Raw genomic sequence first — 16076 nt, 5'->3', positions numbered from 1 at the left:
AATGATTCCTTTTTATGATAACAAATTTTCAAGATGGATGTACACCGAGTCCGCCAGTGCCTCGTAATTGTAGCCGCCTTCCAGCATGGATATCAGGCGGCCCTGGCAGATTTCGTCCGCCGCCCCGCGGATCAGCCGGGTCATCTCGCCGAAACACTCCGTGGTGAGCGACACGTTGGCCAGCGGGTCGTCCTCGTGAGCGTCGAATCCTGAGGAGATGATGATGAGGTCCGGTTTGAAGCGGAACATCTCCGGAATCAGCTTGTCCTTCACGACCGAGATGTAATCCGCATCATTGGAAAACGCGCGCATGGGGAAATTGAGCGTGGTGCCCAACCCGTCGCCCGTCCCCGTTTCGTCCTTGTCGCCGGTTCCCGGATAAAAAGGAAATTGGTGAGTGCTGGAATAATAAATGTTAGGATCGGCGTAAAACGAGTGCTGGGTGCCGTTTCCGTGGTGCACGTCCCAGTCGAAAATGAACACCCGGTTGAGGTCCTTTTTCGCCAGCGCGTAACGGGCGGCGACGGCGACGTTGTTGAACAGGCAGAAGCCCATCGACCGCGTTTCCTCCGCGTGGTGGCCCGGCGGGCGCACGGCGCAGAACACGTTGTCGCAGGCGCCGTCCACCACCGCATCCACGGCGGTCAGCCCCGCTCCCGCAGCCAGCAGGGCCGAGTCGTACGACTTCGTGCTGATGGCCGTGTCCATGTCCAGGCGGCTCATGCCGGACTCGCAGGCGCGGGCGATGGAATCCATGTATTTTTCCGGATGGTTGAGCGCGATTTCCTCCGCCGTGGCGGGTCGCGGCTCCAGCGTGGACAGGCGTGAGCTCAGGCCGGAGGTCTCCAGCTTTTGCGTGATGGCGCGCAGTCGGCCGGGGTTTTCCGGGTGGCTTCCGGTTTCGTGCTCCAGGTACAGCGGATGGTAGATGTATCCGGTTTTTTTCATGGGTTTCCGGGATGAAAAGGGGGAACGGCAAGCGTGAGTCCCGAGAATAGCAAAATCGCCCACCCCCCGCAATCGGTTTGAACGGCATGCACACCGCAACCCTCCCCGAAAAAATGAACGCCCTGCGCGACCGCGCGCGGGAGCTGGGATTCGACGCGCTGGGCGTGGCCCCCCCCGATGTCGGCGAGGACGGGGAACGGTTTTTGGAATGGCTCGACCGCGGACACGACGGCGAGATGGCCTACATGAAACGCGGCGAAGCCAAGCGTCTCGATCCCGCGCTCATCCTGCCCGGAGTCCAAAGCATCCTGTGTCTGCGCACCAATTACCACACACGGGCCAAATCCCTCGACTTTTTGAATCAGCCGCAGACGGGCGATATTTCCAACTACGCGTGGAACGTCGATTACCACGACCTCATCAAGCCGCGCCTGCACAAGCTCGAGCATTTTCTATGGGAGCTGTTTCCCGGATCCGCCAGCAAGGCGTACGTGGACACCGGCCCCGTGCTGGAAAAAGCACTGGCGGAGAAAGCCGGACTGGGGTGGATCGGCAAGCATTCGAACCTGCTGACGGAAGGACTGGGATCGTATTACTTCCTTTCCGAGATTTTGATCGACGTGGCCCTGCCACTCTCCGAGCCCGCCACCGACCATTGCGGCACCTGCACGAGCTGCATCGACATCTGCCCCACCCGCGCCATCGTCGCCCCTTACGTGCTGGACGCGCGGCGGTGCATCTCGTACCTGACGATCGAGCTCAAGGGCGTCATCCCGCTCGAGTTCCGCAAGGCCCTCGGCAATCGCATCTACGGATGCGACGACTGCCAGATCGTGTGCCCGTGGAACTCGTACGCCGTCACCACAGACGAACCCGCGTTCCAGGAACGCGACGGCACGCGGTTGCTGATCGACCTCATGCGCCTCGATGAGGACGGGTTTCGGGAGCGGTTCCGCAAAAGCCCGGTCAAACGCATCAAACGGCGCGGCCTCCTGCGCAATGTCGCCGTCGCCCTGGGCAACAGCGGCGACCCGCAGGCCGTTCCCGTGCTTCTGGAGGCGCTTTCCGACCCGGAACCGCTCATCCGCGCGCACGCCGTGTGGGCGCTGGGGGAACTGCTGGGGAACGAGGCCTGGCAGGCGGTACAGGGTTGCCTGACGGGCGAGGCCGACCCTGCTGTTCTGACCGAAATCGAGCGCCTAAAACCCGTTGATAATCTGGGCGGAAACGGCCTATAATCGGCATTTCCCCAAAATCAGGAGCACCATGGACAAAAACGGAGAATACCGCTTTCTGAAGGCCTGCCGGGGCGAGCCGGTGGACTGCACCCCGGTCTGGTTCATGCGCCAGGCAGGCCGTTACATGAAAGAGTACCGCGACCTCAAGGCGAAGTACTCCTTCCTCGAAATGTGCCGCACGCCGGAGCTGGCCACCGAGGTCACGCTCCAGCCCCTGGACGTGCTGGGCGTCGATGCGGCCATCATCTTCGCCGACATCCTTCTGCCTCTGGAGCCGATGGGCACCGGGCTGGAGTTCACGGCAGGTGACGGTCCCTCCATCCCGCGGCCGGTGCGCACACGCCAGGATGTGGACAACCTGCGTCCGGTCAACAGTGAGGAGCAGTTGGGGTACGTCGGGGATGCGATCAAGCTGGTGCGCAAGGAAATTGCGGGGAAACTGCCGCTCATCGGGTTCAGCGGAGCGCCGTTCACCCTGAGCAGCTACATGGTGGAAGGCGGCAAGTCGAAGGAGTTCACCACCACCAAGCTCATGATGTACAAGGAGCCGGAGACATGGAACCTGCTCATGGACAAGGTGGTGGACGTGCTGGTCGATTACCTGAAGATGCAGGTGAAAGCGGGCGCGCAGGCCCTCCAGATTTTTGACAGCTGGGTCGGATGCCTCAATCCAGGCGACTACGAACGCTACATCCTGCCGCACACGAAACGTGTTTTCGAAGGCCTCAAGGAATGCGGCGTGCCGGTGATCAATTTCAGTACGGGCACCTCGACCATGTTGCCGTTGGTGCGGCAGTCCGGCGGCGACGTCATGGGCTTCGACTGGCGTATACATCTCGACGACGCGCGCCGGCAGATCGGCATGGACACACCGGTGCAGGGCAACCTGGATCCCAACATCCTGTTCGCCCCGATCCCGTTGATCCGTGAAAAGGTGCTCGATATCCTGAAACGCGCCGAAGGGCGGCCGGGCCACATCTTCAACCTTGGCCACGGCATATTGCAACACACGCCGGTCGATCACGTCAAAGCCGTGGTGGACATGGTGCACGAGTACCAGCATGGCTGATCCCACCACACAGAACGTAAAGACGGGCGTCATCCTGCTCGCCCACGGTGCGCCCACGCGCGTTGCCGACATCCCCGAATACCTGAAACGCATTCGCGGCGGTACGGCGTCGAGTACGGAAGTGATCCGCGAAATCACCGAACGCTACGAAGCCATCGGCGGCAGTTCACCTCTGCTCGAGATCACCGAGGCACAGGCGGAGGCGCTGGAGCGGTTCCTCAACCAGGAAGGCGACCGCTTTCGCGTGTACATCGGCATGCGCAACTGGTACCCGCTCATTGAAGAAGCCGTACAGAAGGCGAAGGCCGACGGTGTGGACCGCCTCATTGCGCTGTGTCTCGCTCCGCAGTTCAGCAAGTGGAGCACCGAGCGTTATCTGAACTCGTTCAACGAAGCTTTGGGTGCGTGCGATGCGGGCGGCATTCCGGTGCAGTTCATCAAAAGCTGGCCCAACCAGCCGTCGTTGATCGACGCCTTTGTGGAACGGTATCAAGCGGCCGAATCGGATCTCAAGGCCAAGGGTTATGATACGTTCCACACTGTGTTCACGGTGCACAGCATTCCCTCCGCGTACGTGGAGGAGGGGATCGATCCCTACGTGCAGGAATACGAAAAAACGCTGAACGGCATCCGCCAACAGGTGCCGATGGAGCCGTGGCACCAGGCGTACCAGAGCCAGGGGATGATCCCCTGTCCGTGGCTGGAACCGAGCGTGGAAGAAATCCTCGACAAGATCGCCAACGAGGGCGGCAAGGCGGTGCTCATTTTCCCCGTCGGGTTCGTCTGCGATCACATTGAAATCCTTTACGATATTGACATCGGATTCAAGAAATACGCGGAAGAAAAGGATCTTTCCCTGTTCCGCACGGAATCCCTCAACACCTCTCCCCTGTTCATCGAAGCCCTGGCCGGAGCCATCTGGGAACACCTCGTCTGAACCCCGTTTCCTTCTGTGGATTTCCCTCTTCCAACAGTGATACTCTGTGGGTATTGAGGTGATCCGACATGAAATTTTCTTACCGATTTTTTACCTGGGCGCTGGCGCTTTTCGCGTTGAGCGCTTTTTTCTGTCCACAGATGGCCGCGGCCGAAGGCAAGGAAACCCGCGTTGTGCTGGGTGCGGTCCTGCCTTTGAGCGGCGAGAACGCGTCGCAGGGCACCGATGCCGAACGCGGTATTCAGCTTGCATTGAAGACCCACGCTCCTGCCCTGGCCAGGAAGGGTCTCAAGGTCAAGATGGTGATGGTGGACGACCGCTCCGATCCCGAACAGGGCAAAAAGGTGACACGCGCGTTGATCGCCGAAGAGAAGGTGCAGGCCATTGTCGGTCCGTTCACTTCCCCCGTGTTCCTCGCCATGTCGCCCATCGTGCAGGAGAACAGGGTGGTGTTGATGTCGGGAAGTGCCACCACCCCCATGATCCGCAAAGCGGGCGACTACGCTTTCACGCTGGTCACGCCGGACGACCGCCAGGGACGGGCGCTGGCGCGGTTCGCCTATGAAATCCTGCGCGCACGGCAGGGCGTCATCCTCTACCTCGACAACGATTACGGTCGCGGGTTCCAGAAGGTGGTGCACCGAGAGTTCACCAGGCTGGGCGGGAGTGTCGATTGGGTGCACGGCATCGCCAAAGGCACGACGGATTTTTCGGCAACGCTGGAAAAAGTGAAGGACCTGGACCCGCACGCGGTGTTCTTCCTCACGTATCCGGCGGAAGGAGGACTGCTTCTCAAGCAGGCGCGGGACATCGGGCTGGAAGCGCCGTTCCTGGGCGGTGACGGGGTATACAGCCAGGACCTGATCGACATCGCAGGCGAGGCGGCGCGCAACACCTTCGCTTCCGCCATGAACTGGCGGCTCAAATCGCCGAAACCGCACGTGCGGGAATTCGTCAAACGTTTCACCACGCAGTACGGCGTGCAACCCAACCTGTATTCCGCCAGTTATTACGACGCTGCGACCATCATCCTGCAATCCCTGCTCGCGGGCAAACTCGATGCCGAATCCATGCGCCAACACATCGAACAATCGCGGTTTCAGGGGGCGACGGGAGAAATCCATTTCGAATCCGGTCACGCGGTGAAAAAACCCATCGACATTTTCAAGGTCGAGGATTACACTTTCGATTACTTTCAAACCATCATGACGCACTGAACGCGCGCATGATGCGTGGAGCGTGACGGGTGCCCACCCTTCGAGATTCTCCCGCCCTTTTGTTACATGGATACCAACGAACTCAATCCGCAACAACTGCAGGCCGTCCGGCACACGGAAGGTCCGCTCATGCTGGTTGCAGGCGCCGGGTCAGGCAAGACCCGCGCCATCACATTCCGCATCCTGCACATGATCCGCGACAAAGGCATCGCGCCGGAGAACATCCTGGCCATCACCTTCACCAACAAGGCGGCGGGTGAAATGCGCGAACGCGTGCTGGGCCAGATGGGCGACGGCGGCCGCGCGCCCTGGATCAGCACCTTCCACTCGCTGTGCCTGCGCCTCCTGCGCCAGCACATGGAGTTTCCCGGTTACACGAAAGATTTCGTGATCTACGATGCGCAGGACCAGTTGTCGCTGGTCAAGAAATGCATGAAGGCGGCGGAGGTGAATGAAGAGGCGTTTCCTCCCAAAACCATCCTGAACCACATCAGCGGATTCAAAAACGATTACCAGTTGCCGGAACACATCAAGCTCGACGCCCTGCCCTACGGCCACAAGCTGAAGGCGGCGCACGTGTACCCGCACTACCAGAATGCCCTCAAGGAAAACAACGCCCTCGATTTCGACGACCTGCTGATGATGACGGTGAAACTGTTCAAGACGAACAAAGAGCTGTGCGATCACTACAACGACCGCTTCCGCTACATCCTGGTCGATGAATTTCAGGACACCAACCTCACGCAGTACCATCTCATTCAACTGCTGTCGCGGGCGCATCACAACGTGTGCGTGGTGGGCGACGACGACCAGAGTATTTACCGCTGGCGCGGCGCCAACCTGGAAAACCTCCTGCATTTCGAGAGGGATTTTCCCGGAACCACCGTCATCAAGCTGGAAGAGAACTACCGCTCGACGCAGACCATCCTGAACGCGGCCGGAGCGGTGGTGAGGCAGAATGCGGCGCGCCGCGAGAAGAACTTGTGGACGCGCAACGAGTCGGGCGAGCCCATTTTGTATTACCGCGCCGAGGATGAAATCGACGAAGCCCGCGCGGTGTGCGAACGCATCCACCAGTGGGTGCAGGACGGTGCCTCGCTCAACGACATCGCCATCCTCTACCGCACCAACGCGCAGTCGCGGGTGCTGGAGGACCAGCTTCGCCACCTGGGCGTGACCTACCAGGTGATCGGCGGCCTCAAGTTTTACGAACGCAAGGAGATCAAGGACATCCTGAGTTACCTGCGCGTGATCCTCAATCCCAACGACTCCGTGTCCCTCAAGCGCATCGTCAACACGCCGGTTCGTGGCATCGGCAAGGCCTCTGTAGACAAGGTGGAGGCGTACTGCGGCGAACACCACCTGACGTTGATGGAAGGGTTCCGCAAGGCAGGGGGGATTGTGGGAACGGGCCCGGCCAAAAAAATCGCGCAGTTTGTCGCCATGATGGACCGCTTTCAGCAGGTGGTGGAAGATCACTCGGCGGTCGACCTGTTGAAGGAAGTGTTCGAAAAAACAGGTTACCTCACGGCCCTGCAGAAAGAGAACACGCAGGAGGCGAAAGGCCGGCTGGAGAACCTGAACGAGTTGTATTCCGCCGTCGAACAGTTCGTGGACATCGACCGCAAAGGCTCGTTGCGGGAGTTCCTCGACACCACCACGCTGGTCGCCGACCTCGACAACCTGGACGACAGCCGCGGTGTGCTGGCGCTGATGACACTCCACACCTGCAAGGGACTGGAGTTCGACTCGGTTTGCATCATCGGTTTCGAGAACGGGCTCCTGCCGCACGCCAGTTCCCTGTCGAGCAACGACGAGTATGAAGAGGAGCGGCGGTTGTGTTACGTCGGCTTCACCCGCGCGCGCAAGCGGCTGATGGTCAGCAATGCGCGCAGGCGGCGCATTTACGGAAGCACCTTCACCTACCAGCCCTCCGATTTCATCAATGCCATTCCGCGCGAGGTGATGACGATGGAGTCAAGCGCCCCCGCAATGACGACATCGTCTTCCTATTCTTCATCCTACGCGTCAAAAAACGGCGGTGACGAGTGGTCACTGCCCGCGGGCGCATCGCCGCCCGCCACCGACACCGGGTTCGCCGTCGGCACGAAAGTCCTGCATCCGAAGTTCGGCTCCGGCGTGGTGGTCAACCGCGAAGGCAGTGACGACGACATGAAGGTGGTGGTGTTTTTCAAAAAGGCGGGAAAGAAAAAACTCGTCGTCGCCCACGCCAACCTCATCGTGGTTTGAATTTAAAAGGCGGTCTGCTTCAGGCGTAGCCGTTCAACAGTTCCATCAGGCGGGCCTTGTGGTGCGGCCAGATGCGCAGGTCGAGCGTCATGGTCTCGTCGTGGTAGCGCTCGTCCACCACCAGCGCGTGCTTGCGGATTTCGGGAATGAGGTCCGAGCGCGTGTAGTCGAGCTCCACCTGGTAGGGCACCAGCCGCGCTTCGTAGTGGTGCACGATGGCGTGGCGCAGGTCGTCCAGTCCCACTTCCTTCCGACAGGACACGAACACCGCATCCGGATACAACCGCCGCATCTCTTCCACGTCCTGCGCGTTTTCGATACGGTCGATTTTGTTGAACACGTTCACGGTGGGGGTGTCGTGCATGCCGAGCTCGTTGAGCACGTTCTCCGCCGTCGCCATCTGCCGGCGGTAATGCGGGTGGCTGATGTCGATGACGTGCACCAGCAGGTCCGCATTGCGCACTTCGTCCAGCGTGCTTTTGAACGACGCGACCAGATCGTGCGGCAGTTTGTCGATGAGCCCGACGGTGTCGGCAAGCAGGATCGGGTACGGGAAATTCTTTTTTACCTTGCGCACGGTGGCGTCCAGCGTGGCGAACAGTTTGTTCTCGACCAGCGTGTCCGCGCCCGTCAAACAGTTCATCAGCGTCGATTTGCCGACGTTGGTATAGCCCACCAGCGCGACCTGGTAGGTGGTCTGCCGGCTTTTTCTCTGCGTCTGTTTTTCCTTGTGAATGCGGTTGAGCTTCTTCGTGAGTTTGGAAATCTGGTCGCGGATCATGCGCCGGTCCAGCTGGATCTGCGTTTCACCCACGTCGCGCATGCCGATGCCGCCGCGCTGGCGCGACAAATGACCCCACATCCGTGTCAATCGTGGTAATGAGTATTTCAACCGCGCCAGCTCCACCTGGGTTTTCGCCTCGCTGGTGCGCGCGTGGTCGCTGAAGATTTCGAGGATGATCCACGACCGGTCCACCACGTTGCACTTGAGCAGGTTTTCCAGGTTGCGTGTCTGTGCAGGCGACAGGTTTTCGTCGAAGATGACGATCTCCGCATCGTGGTGCTTCACTGCCTGGTGCAGTTCTTCCACCTTGCCGCTGCCGAGATAGGTTTTTGGGTGGATCGTGGCCAGCCGCTGGGTGAGGTGGGCGACGGGATCGTAATGCGCCGTGGTGGCGAGCCCGGACAACTCGTCCAGCGAGTCGCCGACCGGGGGACCCGAGCCCTGGTTCGTCTCCACGCCGACGAGGATGGCGCGGGGCTGGTGGTTGTTCACTTTCTGTGTATCAAAATAGACAGGCTTCATTCACCCCCATTATATCGCGGCACCCGAGGCCGTGCCAAACAATTGCAAAGCTCCCGGCCTGGAAAATTCGTTTGAAACCGGTCAGCGCCCTCCGGGGTGTGGATAGTATTGCTTTTCAAGCAGTTGCCCGTCGCGGCCGTAATGTTCGCTTTCCAGCATCCGGTCGTTATCGTGGCGGTACACGAACTGCACCTGCCCGTCTTCGTAATACGTTTTGCTCTCGCCGTGGCGGCGGCCTTCCTTGAATTCGAGTTGCGCCTTCACCGTGCCGTCGGGATGGTACAGCGTCACCGGACCGTGCAGAAGGTCGTTCTGGTAAAACCCGCGGTCCTTCACCGCCCCGTTCTTGAAGTAGCCGATGCTCTGGCCGTGCCGCTGGCCGTTCTCGTACACCCACACGGTCATCAGTTCGCCGCTGTCATAATAAAAACGGGCCAGCCCCTGTTTCACGCCGTGTTCATACATGTACTCGCTCATGAGCGACCCGTCCCTGCGGAACTCGCGTGTCCAGCCTTGGCGGAACCGGTTTTCATCGATTTGGATCTCGAAATGCACCGCGCCGTTGGGATAGGATTGAACGACGGTTTCCCGTTCGGCTGACGCCGGGACGGGACACGCCACCGAGAGCCACAACAAGGTGGTGGCGAGGGAGGCGGGCATGAAAGCGAAGCGAATCAAGATCATCCTGCTGGTTGCGGGGGGTGCGGTCTACGCCGTGTGGGCCTGGCGCGGTCCCATCCAGTCGCTGGAACTCAAGTACGGCGAAAGCGGTCTCACCTGGGGCCTGCTGGTGTTCGGCGTGTTGATTCCCTACCTCGTCTATTTTATCACCGGCCTGTTCAAACCGGACACTCCGAAGGAATGACGCCTCAATCGTCGGCGAACAGGTGACCGACCCACAACAGGACGACCATCACCACCGACAGCGTGTGCTGGGTGTGAAGCAGGCGCGTGACCTTCGCACCGGGCTGGTCGGCTCCCTGCAGTTTCATGGCGAGACCCGACAGACACAGCACACCGATCAGGCCCCACCCCGCCCACAGCACGCAGTTGCTGTCCTCCGCCCACCAGCCGTGCAGGTAGCTCAGTCCGAGCATCACCGGATTGCCCCAGTAGTGGTAATTGCGCCAGCGCACTTTCCATTGCACCGGCTTGCGGACGACAAAATCCGGAAGCGCCTCGCGCACACTGCGGGGCAGTTTGCGAACCCCCATGTGGTAATACCAGAGCGCATTCAGCAGAACAAGGCCCCAAAGGGAAAGCACGCCCAGTGCGTCGCTCACTTCCTCCAGGAACGAATCGCCGGATTCATGGTCGTGATCGTCCCCGTTGGCGAAAGCGGGCAGGGACGCACCGATCCAGAACCAGGCCACGAAAGACACCGCCGTTTTCAGAAAACGTCGGCAGGGAAAGCGAAGGTCCATTTATTTGTGTGTTGCAGGATGTTGAGGTGAGGGTTCGACGGGCAGGGTGATGGATTTGCCGCGCCACTGCCGCCAGAACAGGCGGAGGAACACTTTCAGGTAATTGGGTCCGGTCTTGTGCAGGTTGAAGCTGGAGAAGCCCATGTCCACTGAGCGGTTGATCCACGAGATGGGCACTTCCTCCACCTTGTACCCGAGCAGGAGCGGTTGCAGCCCCGTTTCGGCATTGGCGGCAAAATCGTGCGCTTCCAGCTGAAGGTTTTGCGCCACCTCGCGTTTCATCAGCTTGAGGTTGTTGGTGAGGTCGCGCAGGTACTTGCGGAACAGGATGCGCGCCAGCAGGTGAAACGCGCGGTTTGCGAGGATCTTGGTGAACGCGTAATTGAGCAGAACGCTGTCGCGTGAGAAACGGGAACCGATGGCCACGTCCGCGTCATGGACCACTGCGTCGAACAGCCCCGTCAACTCCGGCAGGATATGCTGGAAATCGCAATCCATGAGCAGTACGTAATTGCCTTGAGCGGCGGCGAGTCCGTCGCGCAGCGCCCGGCCCACCCCGTTTGGTGGCGTGCGCCTCACCAGCCGCACTCGCGGGTCCTGTGCATGCAACGCTTCTCCCACCTCCGCCGTGCGGTCGGTGCTGTTGTCGTCGACCAGCACGATCTCCTGGATGTAGTCGTCAAAGTAACCCGTCAGGTTGGCCACCAACGGTTTCAGGTTCGCTTCTTCATTGTGGCACGGCACCACCACCGACACCCGGCCCTTGAGCGACGCGTGTTCGGTGAGCGGGACATACGGACGCTTCCAGTCTTCCGGCGCGGGATTCTGTCCGTTGAGATACAACTCGCCCGCGAAGTTGCGCACGTAGGGCATGTTTTCCAGGATGAGACTCAGATTCTGTACCGGCCACAACAGGGCTTTCGGCAGGGGGGGAAACAGAAAATCGTAGGGAAGAATGCGGATTCCGGTGAAGCCGATTTCCGAGAGGATCGACATCATCTCGATGCGGTTGAAGCGCGGTCCTTCTTCTCGCAGTTTGACGAACGGGATGAGGCGCGTGACCAGGCGGCGCAGTTGCGAATACGGGTTCCACGGGTTGGGCTCGAACAGCAGGAAGCGGCCGCCGGGTTTCAACAGTTTGCGCGTTTCGTGCAGAAACGCGCCGTAGTTTGGGTTGGGAAGCATGTGCCACGCGACCACGGTGTCGAATTTGCGTCCCGCGAGCGGACCGGGGAATTCGTTCAGCAGGACCGGCTCGACGTTCTCCGGTTTGTTCGCGTTGAGTTCATCAAAGTAATCGGGGTTGAAGGTCGCCGCGGTGACGGGGTGTTTGTGGTCGTGCAGTTCGGCGATCTCGCGGGTCCAGCGCCCGTCGCCGCAACCGAGATCGAGAATCGATTCGCCGGGCAGGAGATGGAACAGGTGGCGCGCCATGTGCGCCCGCCATTTCAGGCGGTGCGGGATGAAGTAATCCTTGCGGTCCCAGTAATGCATGCGCGCGCGTTCGCGCTCACGCAGGGCGTCCACCACATCCATCGGGCAGGTTCCTCATGCGATTTTGAACAGGCGGCCGAGCCGCGCCTTGAACAGGCTGAAGGCGTCCTTGAGCATCGACTTCACCATCTTGTTGCTCTTGTTGGCGGCGCGGTCGGAGAAGAAATCGCGGAACAGGTAATAGATCCGCACCGGCTTGCGCAGAAAATAGAACACATAAAACAGGCCTTGCCCGAAAATCACCAGGAACGACAACTCGCGGTGACCGAAGCGCGGGTTGTACGACGTCTTGCGTGCGCCGAAATCCTGGAACGTGAACAGGCTCATCAGGTAGTCGTCGTCGAGCTCGGGGATTCTGCCGTCTTCGCGAAGCTGGTTGAACGACTCGGTGTTCGGTTGCGGTGAGTAGGCGTTCAGGTTCACGTTGGTGAATCCGAGCATGGCGCACTTGATCATGGCGGCGTAGGTTCTGAACACGCTTTTGTACGTGTCCTCGGGAAAACCGATGATGAAGAAGCAGCCGACGTTGATGCCCGCCTTGAGCGCCTCGCCCGCGGAATGGAACATCTTGTCGAGATCGACCTTCTTCTTGATCGCCTGCAGCACTTCCGGGTCGCCGGATTCCGGGGCGAAAGCAAACTCGTGGCATCCTGCCGCCTTCAGTTTTTTTGCGAGGTTGTAGTCGATGGCCTCGCTGCGCGTGCCCGACGGCATCTGGAACGTGATTTTCATGCCGCGTGCCAGCACCTCGTCGCAGAAGGCGTGCATCCAGTCGCGGCGCACGATGGCGGTGAGGTCCTCGAACTGGAAATCGGTGACGCCGTAGCGTTCCATGTATGTCTGCATTTCATCGACCACGTTTTTGTGGTCGCGCGCCGTCCACTCCGTCGTCCACATGTGCGGGCTGGTGCAGAAGGTGCACTGGAACGGGCATCCGCGTGTCGCCAGCATGGGCATGAAGCGGCCCTGCGAGGCGCCGTGCGGCTGGTTGACGGTGTTGTACTGCTCGATGTCGAACAGGTCCCACGCCGGCCAGGGAATGGAGTCGATGTCGCGGATGCGGTTGTGACGCGGGTTGGTCTGGATGGTGCCATCGGGTTGGCGAAACGCGATGCCCGCGAGGTCGTCAATCGGTTTGTTTTCCTGCCAGCGGTCCAGCAGACGGACGATGATTTCTTCGCCTTCGCCCAGCACCACCGCATCGAGCGGAGCCTGTTCCAGGGAAAATTCGGGAAAGCCGGTGACATGTTCGCCGCCCATGAGAAGGCGTTTGTGGGGAAAACGGTCACGGATGCCTTTCACCAGGTCGCGCACGTACACCCAGTTGGAACTGAACATACAACCGAGGCCGATGACATCGGCGTCCTCAGGAATGCGCTCAATGATCTCGGCGTTTTCCAGGCCGCGGATGTTTATGCCCCGGAACTCGAAAAACTTGCGCGGCGCGGAGCCGGGTCCGTCCACCACGGCCACCTCGTGGCCCGCCTCTCGCAGGGCGGCGGCGATGTAGGCCAGGCCGATGGGCGGCATGCTGATGGTCGAGACGAAGTTCGTCAGCGATACGAATTTGGATGGCTCGATCAGGCAAATTTTCATAAAAAAAGCGGTCCCGACTGCGGGCGGAGTGTGTGAACGGCTGTCTTTTCAGTGTAACAGGATAAATCCCCATCTCAAGCGAATCGTGAGCCAGAAGGACGGGGTCGGCGGGAAGAACGGCGGCCACCGGGAGGGGGGAGGACCGGGTTGCGCTAAAAGGGGATTTTACAGGGGTTCAGCTTTTGCTGTTGCCGGGGGCAAACTCGCCGGGATCGAGTTTGAACTTGTGGTACAGCTCCTGTGTTTTGGTGCGGGCGGTTTCTTTCTGAACGGGCGCGTTTCTCTGCGCGAACAGGTTGCCCGCCTTGATCATGTGCACGATGGCGTTCCTGCCGTCGCCCACCTTTTCGTACAGGCAACCGAGGTTGAAATGCGCTTCCGCCGAGCCTTCATCGAGGCGCACCGTTTCCTGAAACGCCGCCAGCGCCTCCTGGTTTTTACCCAGCCGTTCGTATTCCACGCCCAGCTCGAAATGCAGGCGCGGGTTTTCCGGATGGTGCCGCAGGCGTTCCTGGCATTCCTTGATCTTGTCTGTTTTAAGCCAGTCGAGAAGTCCCATGGATTCCTTCTTCACCCAGTTCGTGTAGGAAATATGTCGTCGTGCGTTCGGGTTTATATAATGTTAGGATGCATCGGACATCGATTCGTTTTACTGAAAATTTTATTGGTTGAAGGAATGAAAATGAAATTCGGAGTATTCAAGCGGGCCCTTGTGGCCGTGTGGTGTATGACGGCGGCATGGGTCGCCTTTCATCCGGGGCTGGTCCGCGCGGAGGACCCACTGCAACCTCCGGCAGGCATGGTGTACATCCCGCCGGGGACGTACACCATGGGTCTGGAAGGAGCCAGCAACAAATACCCTCACAAAGTGTTCGTGGATGGATTTTTTCTCGACAAATTTGAGGTGACGCAAAAAGAGTACGTGGCCATTCGCGGGGCCAACCCTTCGAAATTCGAGGGAGAAAATCATCCTGCCGACCAGGTCACCTGGCTGGAAGCCAGCGCCTACTGCAAACAGGTGGGCAAACGCCTGCCCAGCGAAGCGGAGTGGGAAAAAGCCGCCCGTGCGGGCACGCAGACCGTGTATTTCTGGGGCGACGAACACAGCGGGGAGTATGTCTGGTTCGAGGACAATTCGGACGAGACCACACACCCGGTCGGCCAGAAAAAGCCCAATGCGTTCGGTCTCTACGACATGTCCGGCAACGTCTGGGAGTGGGTGTCCGACTGGTACGACAAAACCTATTACGAACGCAGTCCCCCCGCCAACCCGCAGGGGCCCGAGACCGGAACGGAAAAAACATTGCGCGGCGGATCGTGGTATTCCGGCGCGCGTCACCAGATGAGCGCCACCCGGTTCTGGTCGGAGCCACACCTGCGTAATTCCAATTTCGGGTTCCGTTGTGCCATGGATGCCCCAAAAACGCCATAAGGCCTGAACCAAGAATGGTTCCCCGCGCTGACCGGGTTCCCAATCTGGTACAATCGAAATGAAGATAAATTGTCGTTTCAGGTGAGAATGGGAACTCAATCCGAACAGCCTTCTTTCAAACTGCGCGGTGGCGGCACCGTGACCCCGGAGGACGTTGAATCCCTGTTGGCCCTGTTGCGTGTGTTTGTGGAAGGAACCGCGCGGGGCCTGCCCCAGGATCACGACCTGCACGATAAGCTGGATCTGCTGAAAAACCGGCTGCCGCCGGTGGCTCCGGGTCTCGATGCTCCGCTGCAAAAGGAGCTCGAGCAGGGCTTTGATTTTTTAAAAAGGAACACCGACTTGCGGCTGCTGGAAAGGGCCGGATTGGTGGAGATCATCCGCGCCCTGGCCCGGTCTCTCACATCGATGTTCGGCAAGGGAAGCAGACTCGATCAGGGCCTGGAAAAAATCATCGACGAGCTGGAAGATGCGCGCGAACTGCGGCACACCCTAGCCATCCGCGACAGGATGCTGGACGTCACCGAACAGATTCAGCAGCGGTTCGGCATCGTGCGGCAGGAGGTCGAACGTCTGCACCAGCATTGCCTGACCCTGCAGGAGCGTGCCGACACGCAGGGACAGGTTGTTCTGGACGGATTGACCCGGGTCCTGAACCGGTCGGCCTACGACATCAAAATCGAAGAGAATTTAAAAGCCTTTCACAAAACGCGGGAACCGTTTTTTCTCGCCTTGTTCGACATCGATGATTTCCTATCGATACAGAACAAGTACGGGGCGGAAGCGGCGAACAACGCATTGTGCAGTGTGGCGGCGGTGATCCGTGACGGAGTGCGGCAGTCGGATTTTGTGTACCGGTACACGCAGGACCGGTTTGCCGTCCTGTTTCATAATTCCTCGTACAAGAATGTGCGGGGTGCCGCCGAGCGCCTGCGTGATCGCGTCGAGACCGTGCGGACGCACCTGATGAACGACATCAACGACAAGTTTGGAAACCGCGTGCGTGTGACCGTCAGTGCCGGACTTGCACAGGCTAAGGAAGGCGATACGAAAACAACATTGTTCAAACGAGCGGAAGGCGCGTTGGAACGGGCCAAGCTTCAGGGAAAAAACCGCGTTGCCAGCAGCTAAAATCAATCGATCCTGAAAAAAGCTTGCGGCCCTT

15 protein-coding genes are annotated in these 16076 nt (G+C 59.7%); 8 read left to right on the top strand and 7 right to left on the bottom strand.

The annotated features are described in order from the left end of the window. Positions 1-12: 12 nt before the first annotated feature. Positions 13-948, bottom strand: coding sequence for a histone deacetylase family protein (locus tag ACTRW9_RS02675; protein ID WP_442428217.1), 936 nt, complete (start codon positions 946-948; stop codon positions 13-15). A gap of 86 nt (positions 949-1034) precedes the next feature. On the opposite strand from ACTRW9_RS02675, the gene queG reads away from it, so the two are divergent. The 5 genes from queG (at position 1035) to ACTRW9_RS02650 (ending at position 7659) form a co-directional block, all read left to right on the top strand. Beyond that, positions 1035-2186 (top strand): tRNA epoxyqueuosine(34) reductase QueG, encoded by a 1152-nt coding sequence (gene queG, locus ACTRW9_RS02670; protein ID WP_442428216.1) that lies wholly within the window; start codon positions 1035-1037, stop codon positions 2184-2186. Positions 2187-2214: 28 nt separating this feature from the next. Then, on the top strand, positions 2215-3255 hold the full coding sequence (gene hemE / locus ACTRW9_RS02665) for a uroporphyrinogen decarboxylase (protein WP_442427454.1): 1041 nt from the start codon (positions 2215-2217) through the stop codon (positions 3253-3255). Next, entirely contained in the window at positions 3248-4192 is a 945-nt protein-coding gene (gene hemH / locus ACTRW9_RS02660) for a ferrochelatase (protein WP_442428215.1), read from the top strand. The genes hemE and hemH overlap by 8 nt, the downstream gene beginning before the upstream one ends. A 68-nt stretch (positions 4193-4260) precedes the next feature. Next, positions 4261-5409 carry an ABC transporter substrate-binding protein gene (locus ACTRW9_RS02655; protein ID WP_442428214.1) on the top strand — a complete coding sequence of 383 codons (1149 nt, stop codon included), beginning with the start codon at positions 4261-4263 and terminating at the stop codon, positions 5407-5409. Between the two features lie 66 nt (positions 5410-5475). Then, the gene (locus ACTRW9_RS02650; protein WP_442428213.1) at positions 5476-7659 is read left to right on the top strand and encodes an ATP-dependent helicase; all 2184 of its coding nucleotides are present in this window, start codon (positions 5476-5478) and stop codon (positions 7657-7659) included. A gap of 19 nt (positions 7660-7678) precedes the next feature. Here the strand turns inward: ACTRW9_RS02650 and hflX are convergent, their stop codons facing one another. Further along, positions 7679-8965, bottom strand: coding sequence for a GTPase HflX (gene hflX, locus ACTRW9_RS02645; protein WP_442427450.1), 1287 nt, complete (start codon positions 8963-8965; stop codon positions 7679-7681). 81 nt (positions 8966-9046) lie between these two features. After that, positions 9047-9643, bottom strand: coding sequence for a toxin-antitoxin system YwqK family antitoxin (locus ACTRW9_RS02640; protein WP_442428212.1), 597 nt, complete (start codon positions 9641-9643; stop codon positions 9047-9049). Between ACTRW9_RS02640 and ACTRW9_RS02635 the strand changes: the two genes are divergently transcribed. Further along, entirely contained in the window at positions 9624-9830 is a 207-nt protein-coding gene (locus ACTRW9_RS02635) for a hypothetical protein (protein WP_442428211.1), read from the top strand. The genes ACTRW9_RS02640 and ACTRW9_RS02635 overlap by 20 nt on opposite strands. Before the next feature lie 4 nt (positions 9831-9834). Here ACTRW9_RS02635 and ACTRW9_RS02630 read toward each other — a convergent pair whose 3' ends face one another. The 4 genes from ACTRW9_RS02630 to ACTRW9_RS02615 all read right to left on the bottom strand — a co-directional run bounded on the left by ACTRW9_RS02630 (position 9835) and on the right by ACTRW9_RS02615 (position 14038). Further along, positions 9835-10389 carry a hypothetical protein gene (locus ACTRW9_RS02630; protein WP_442428210.1) on the bottom strand — a complete coding sequence of 185 codons (555 nt, stop codon included), beginning with the start codon at positions 10387-10389 and terminating at the stop codon, positions 9835-9837. Next, complete coding sequence (locus ACTRW9_RS02625) at positions 10390-11925, bottom strand: glycosyltransferase (protein ID WP_442428209.1); 1536 nt, start codon at positions 11923-11925, stop codon at positions 10390-10392. 12 nt (positions 11926-11937) lie between these two features. Further along, positions 11938-13479, bottom strand: a complete 1542-nt coding sequence (locus ACTRW9_RS02620) for a B12-binding domain-containing radical SAM protein (protein WP_442428208.1) — start codon at positions 13477-13479, stop codon at positions 11938-11940. 175 nt (positions 13480-13654) lie between these two features. Then, positions 13655-14038: a tetratricopeptide repeat protein gene (locus ACTRW9_RS02615; RefSeq protein WP_442427444.1), complete on the bottom strand. Its 384-nt coding sequence runs from the start codon at positions 14036-14038 to the stop codon at positions 13655-13657. 123 nt (positions 14039-14161) lie between these two features. On the opposite strand from ACTRW9_RS02615, the gene ACTRW9_RS02610 reads away from it, so the two are divergent. Further along, positions 14162-14911, top strand: coding sequence for a formylglycine-generating enzyme family protein (locus ACTRW9_RS02610; RefSeq protein ID WP_442428207.1), 750 nt, complete (start codon positions 14162-14164; stop codon positions 14909-14911). An 87-nt stretch (positions 14912-14998) separates the two neighbouring features. Next, entirely contained in the window at positions 14999-16042 is a 1044-nt protein-coding gene (locus ACTRW9_RS02605) for a GGDEF domain-containing protein (protein ID WP_442428206.1), read from the top strand. The last annotated feature ends 34 nt before the right edge of the window (positions 16043-16076 follow it).

The sequence above is a fragment of the Nitrospina sp. 32_T5 genome (assembly GCF_052156635.1).
Classification (GTDB): domain Bacteria; phylum Nitrospinota; class Nitrospinia; order Nitrospinales; family Nitrospinaceae; genus Nitrospina.
Note: the sequence above shows the minus strand (reverse complement) of the source record. Positions and strands in the feature narration are given on the sequence as shown.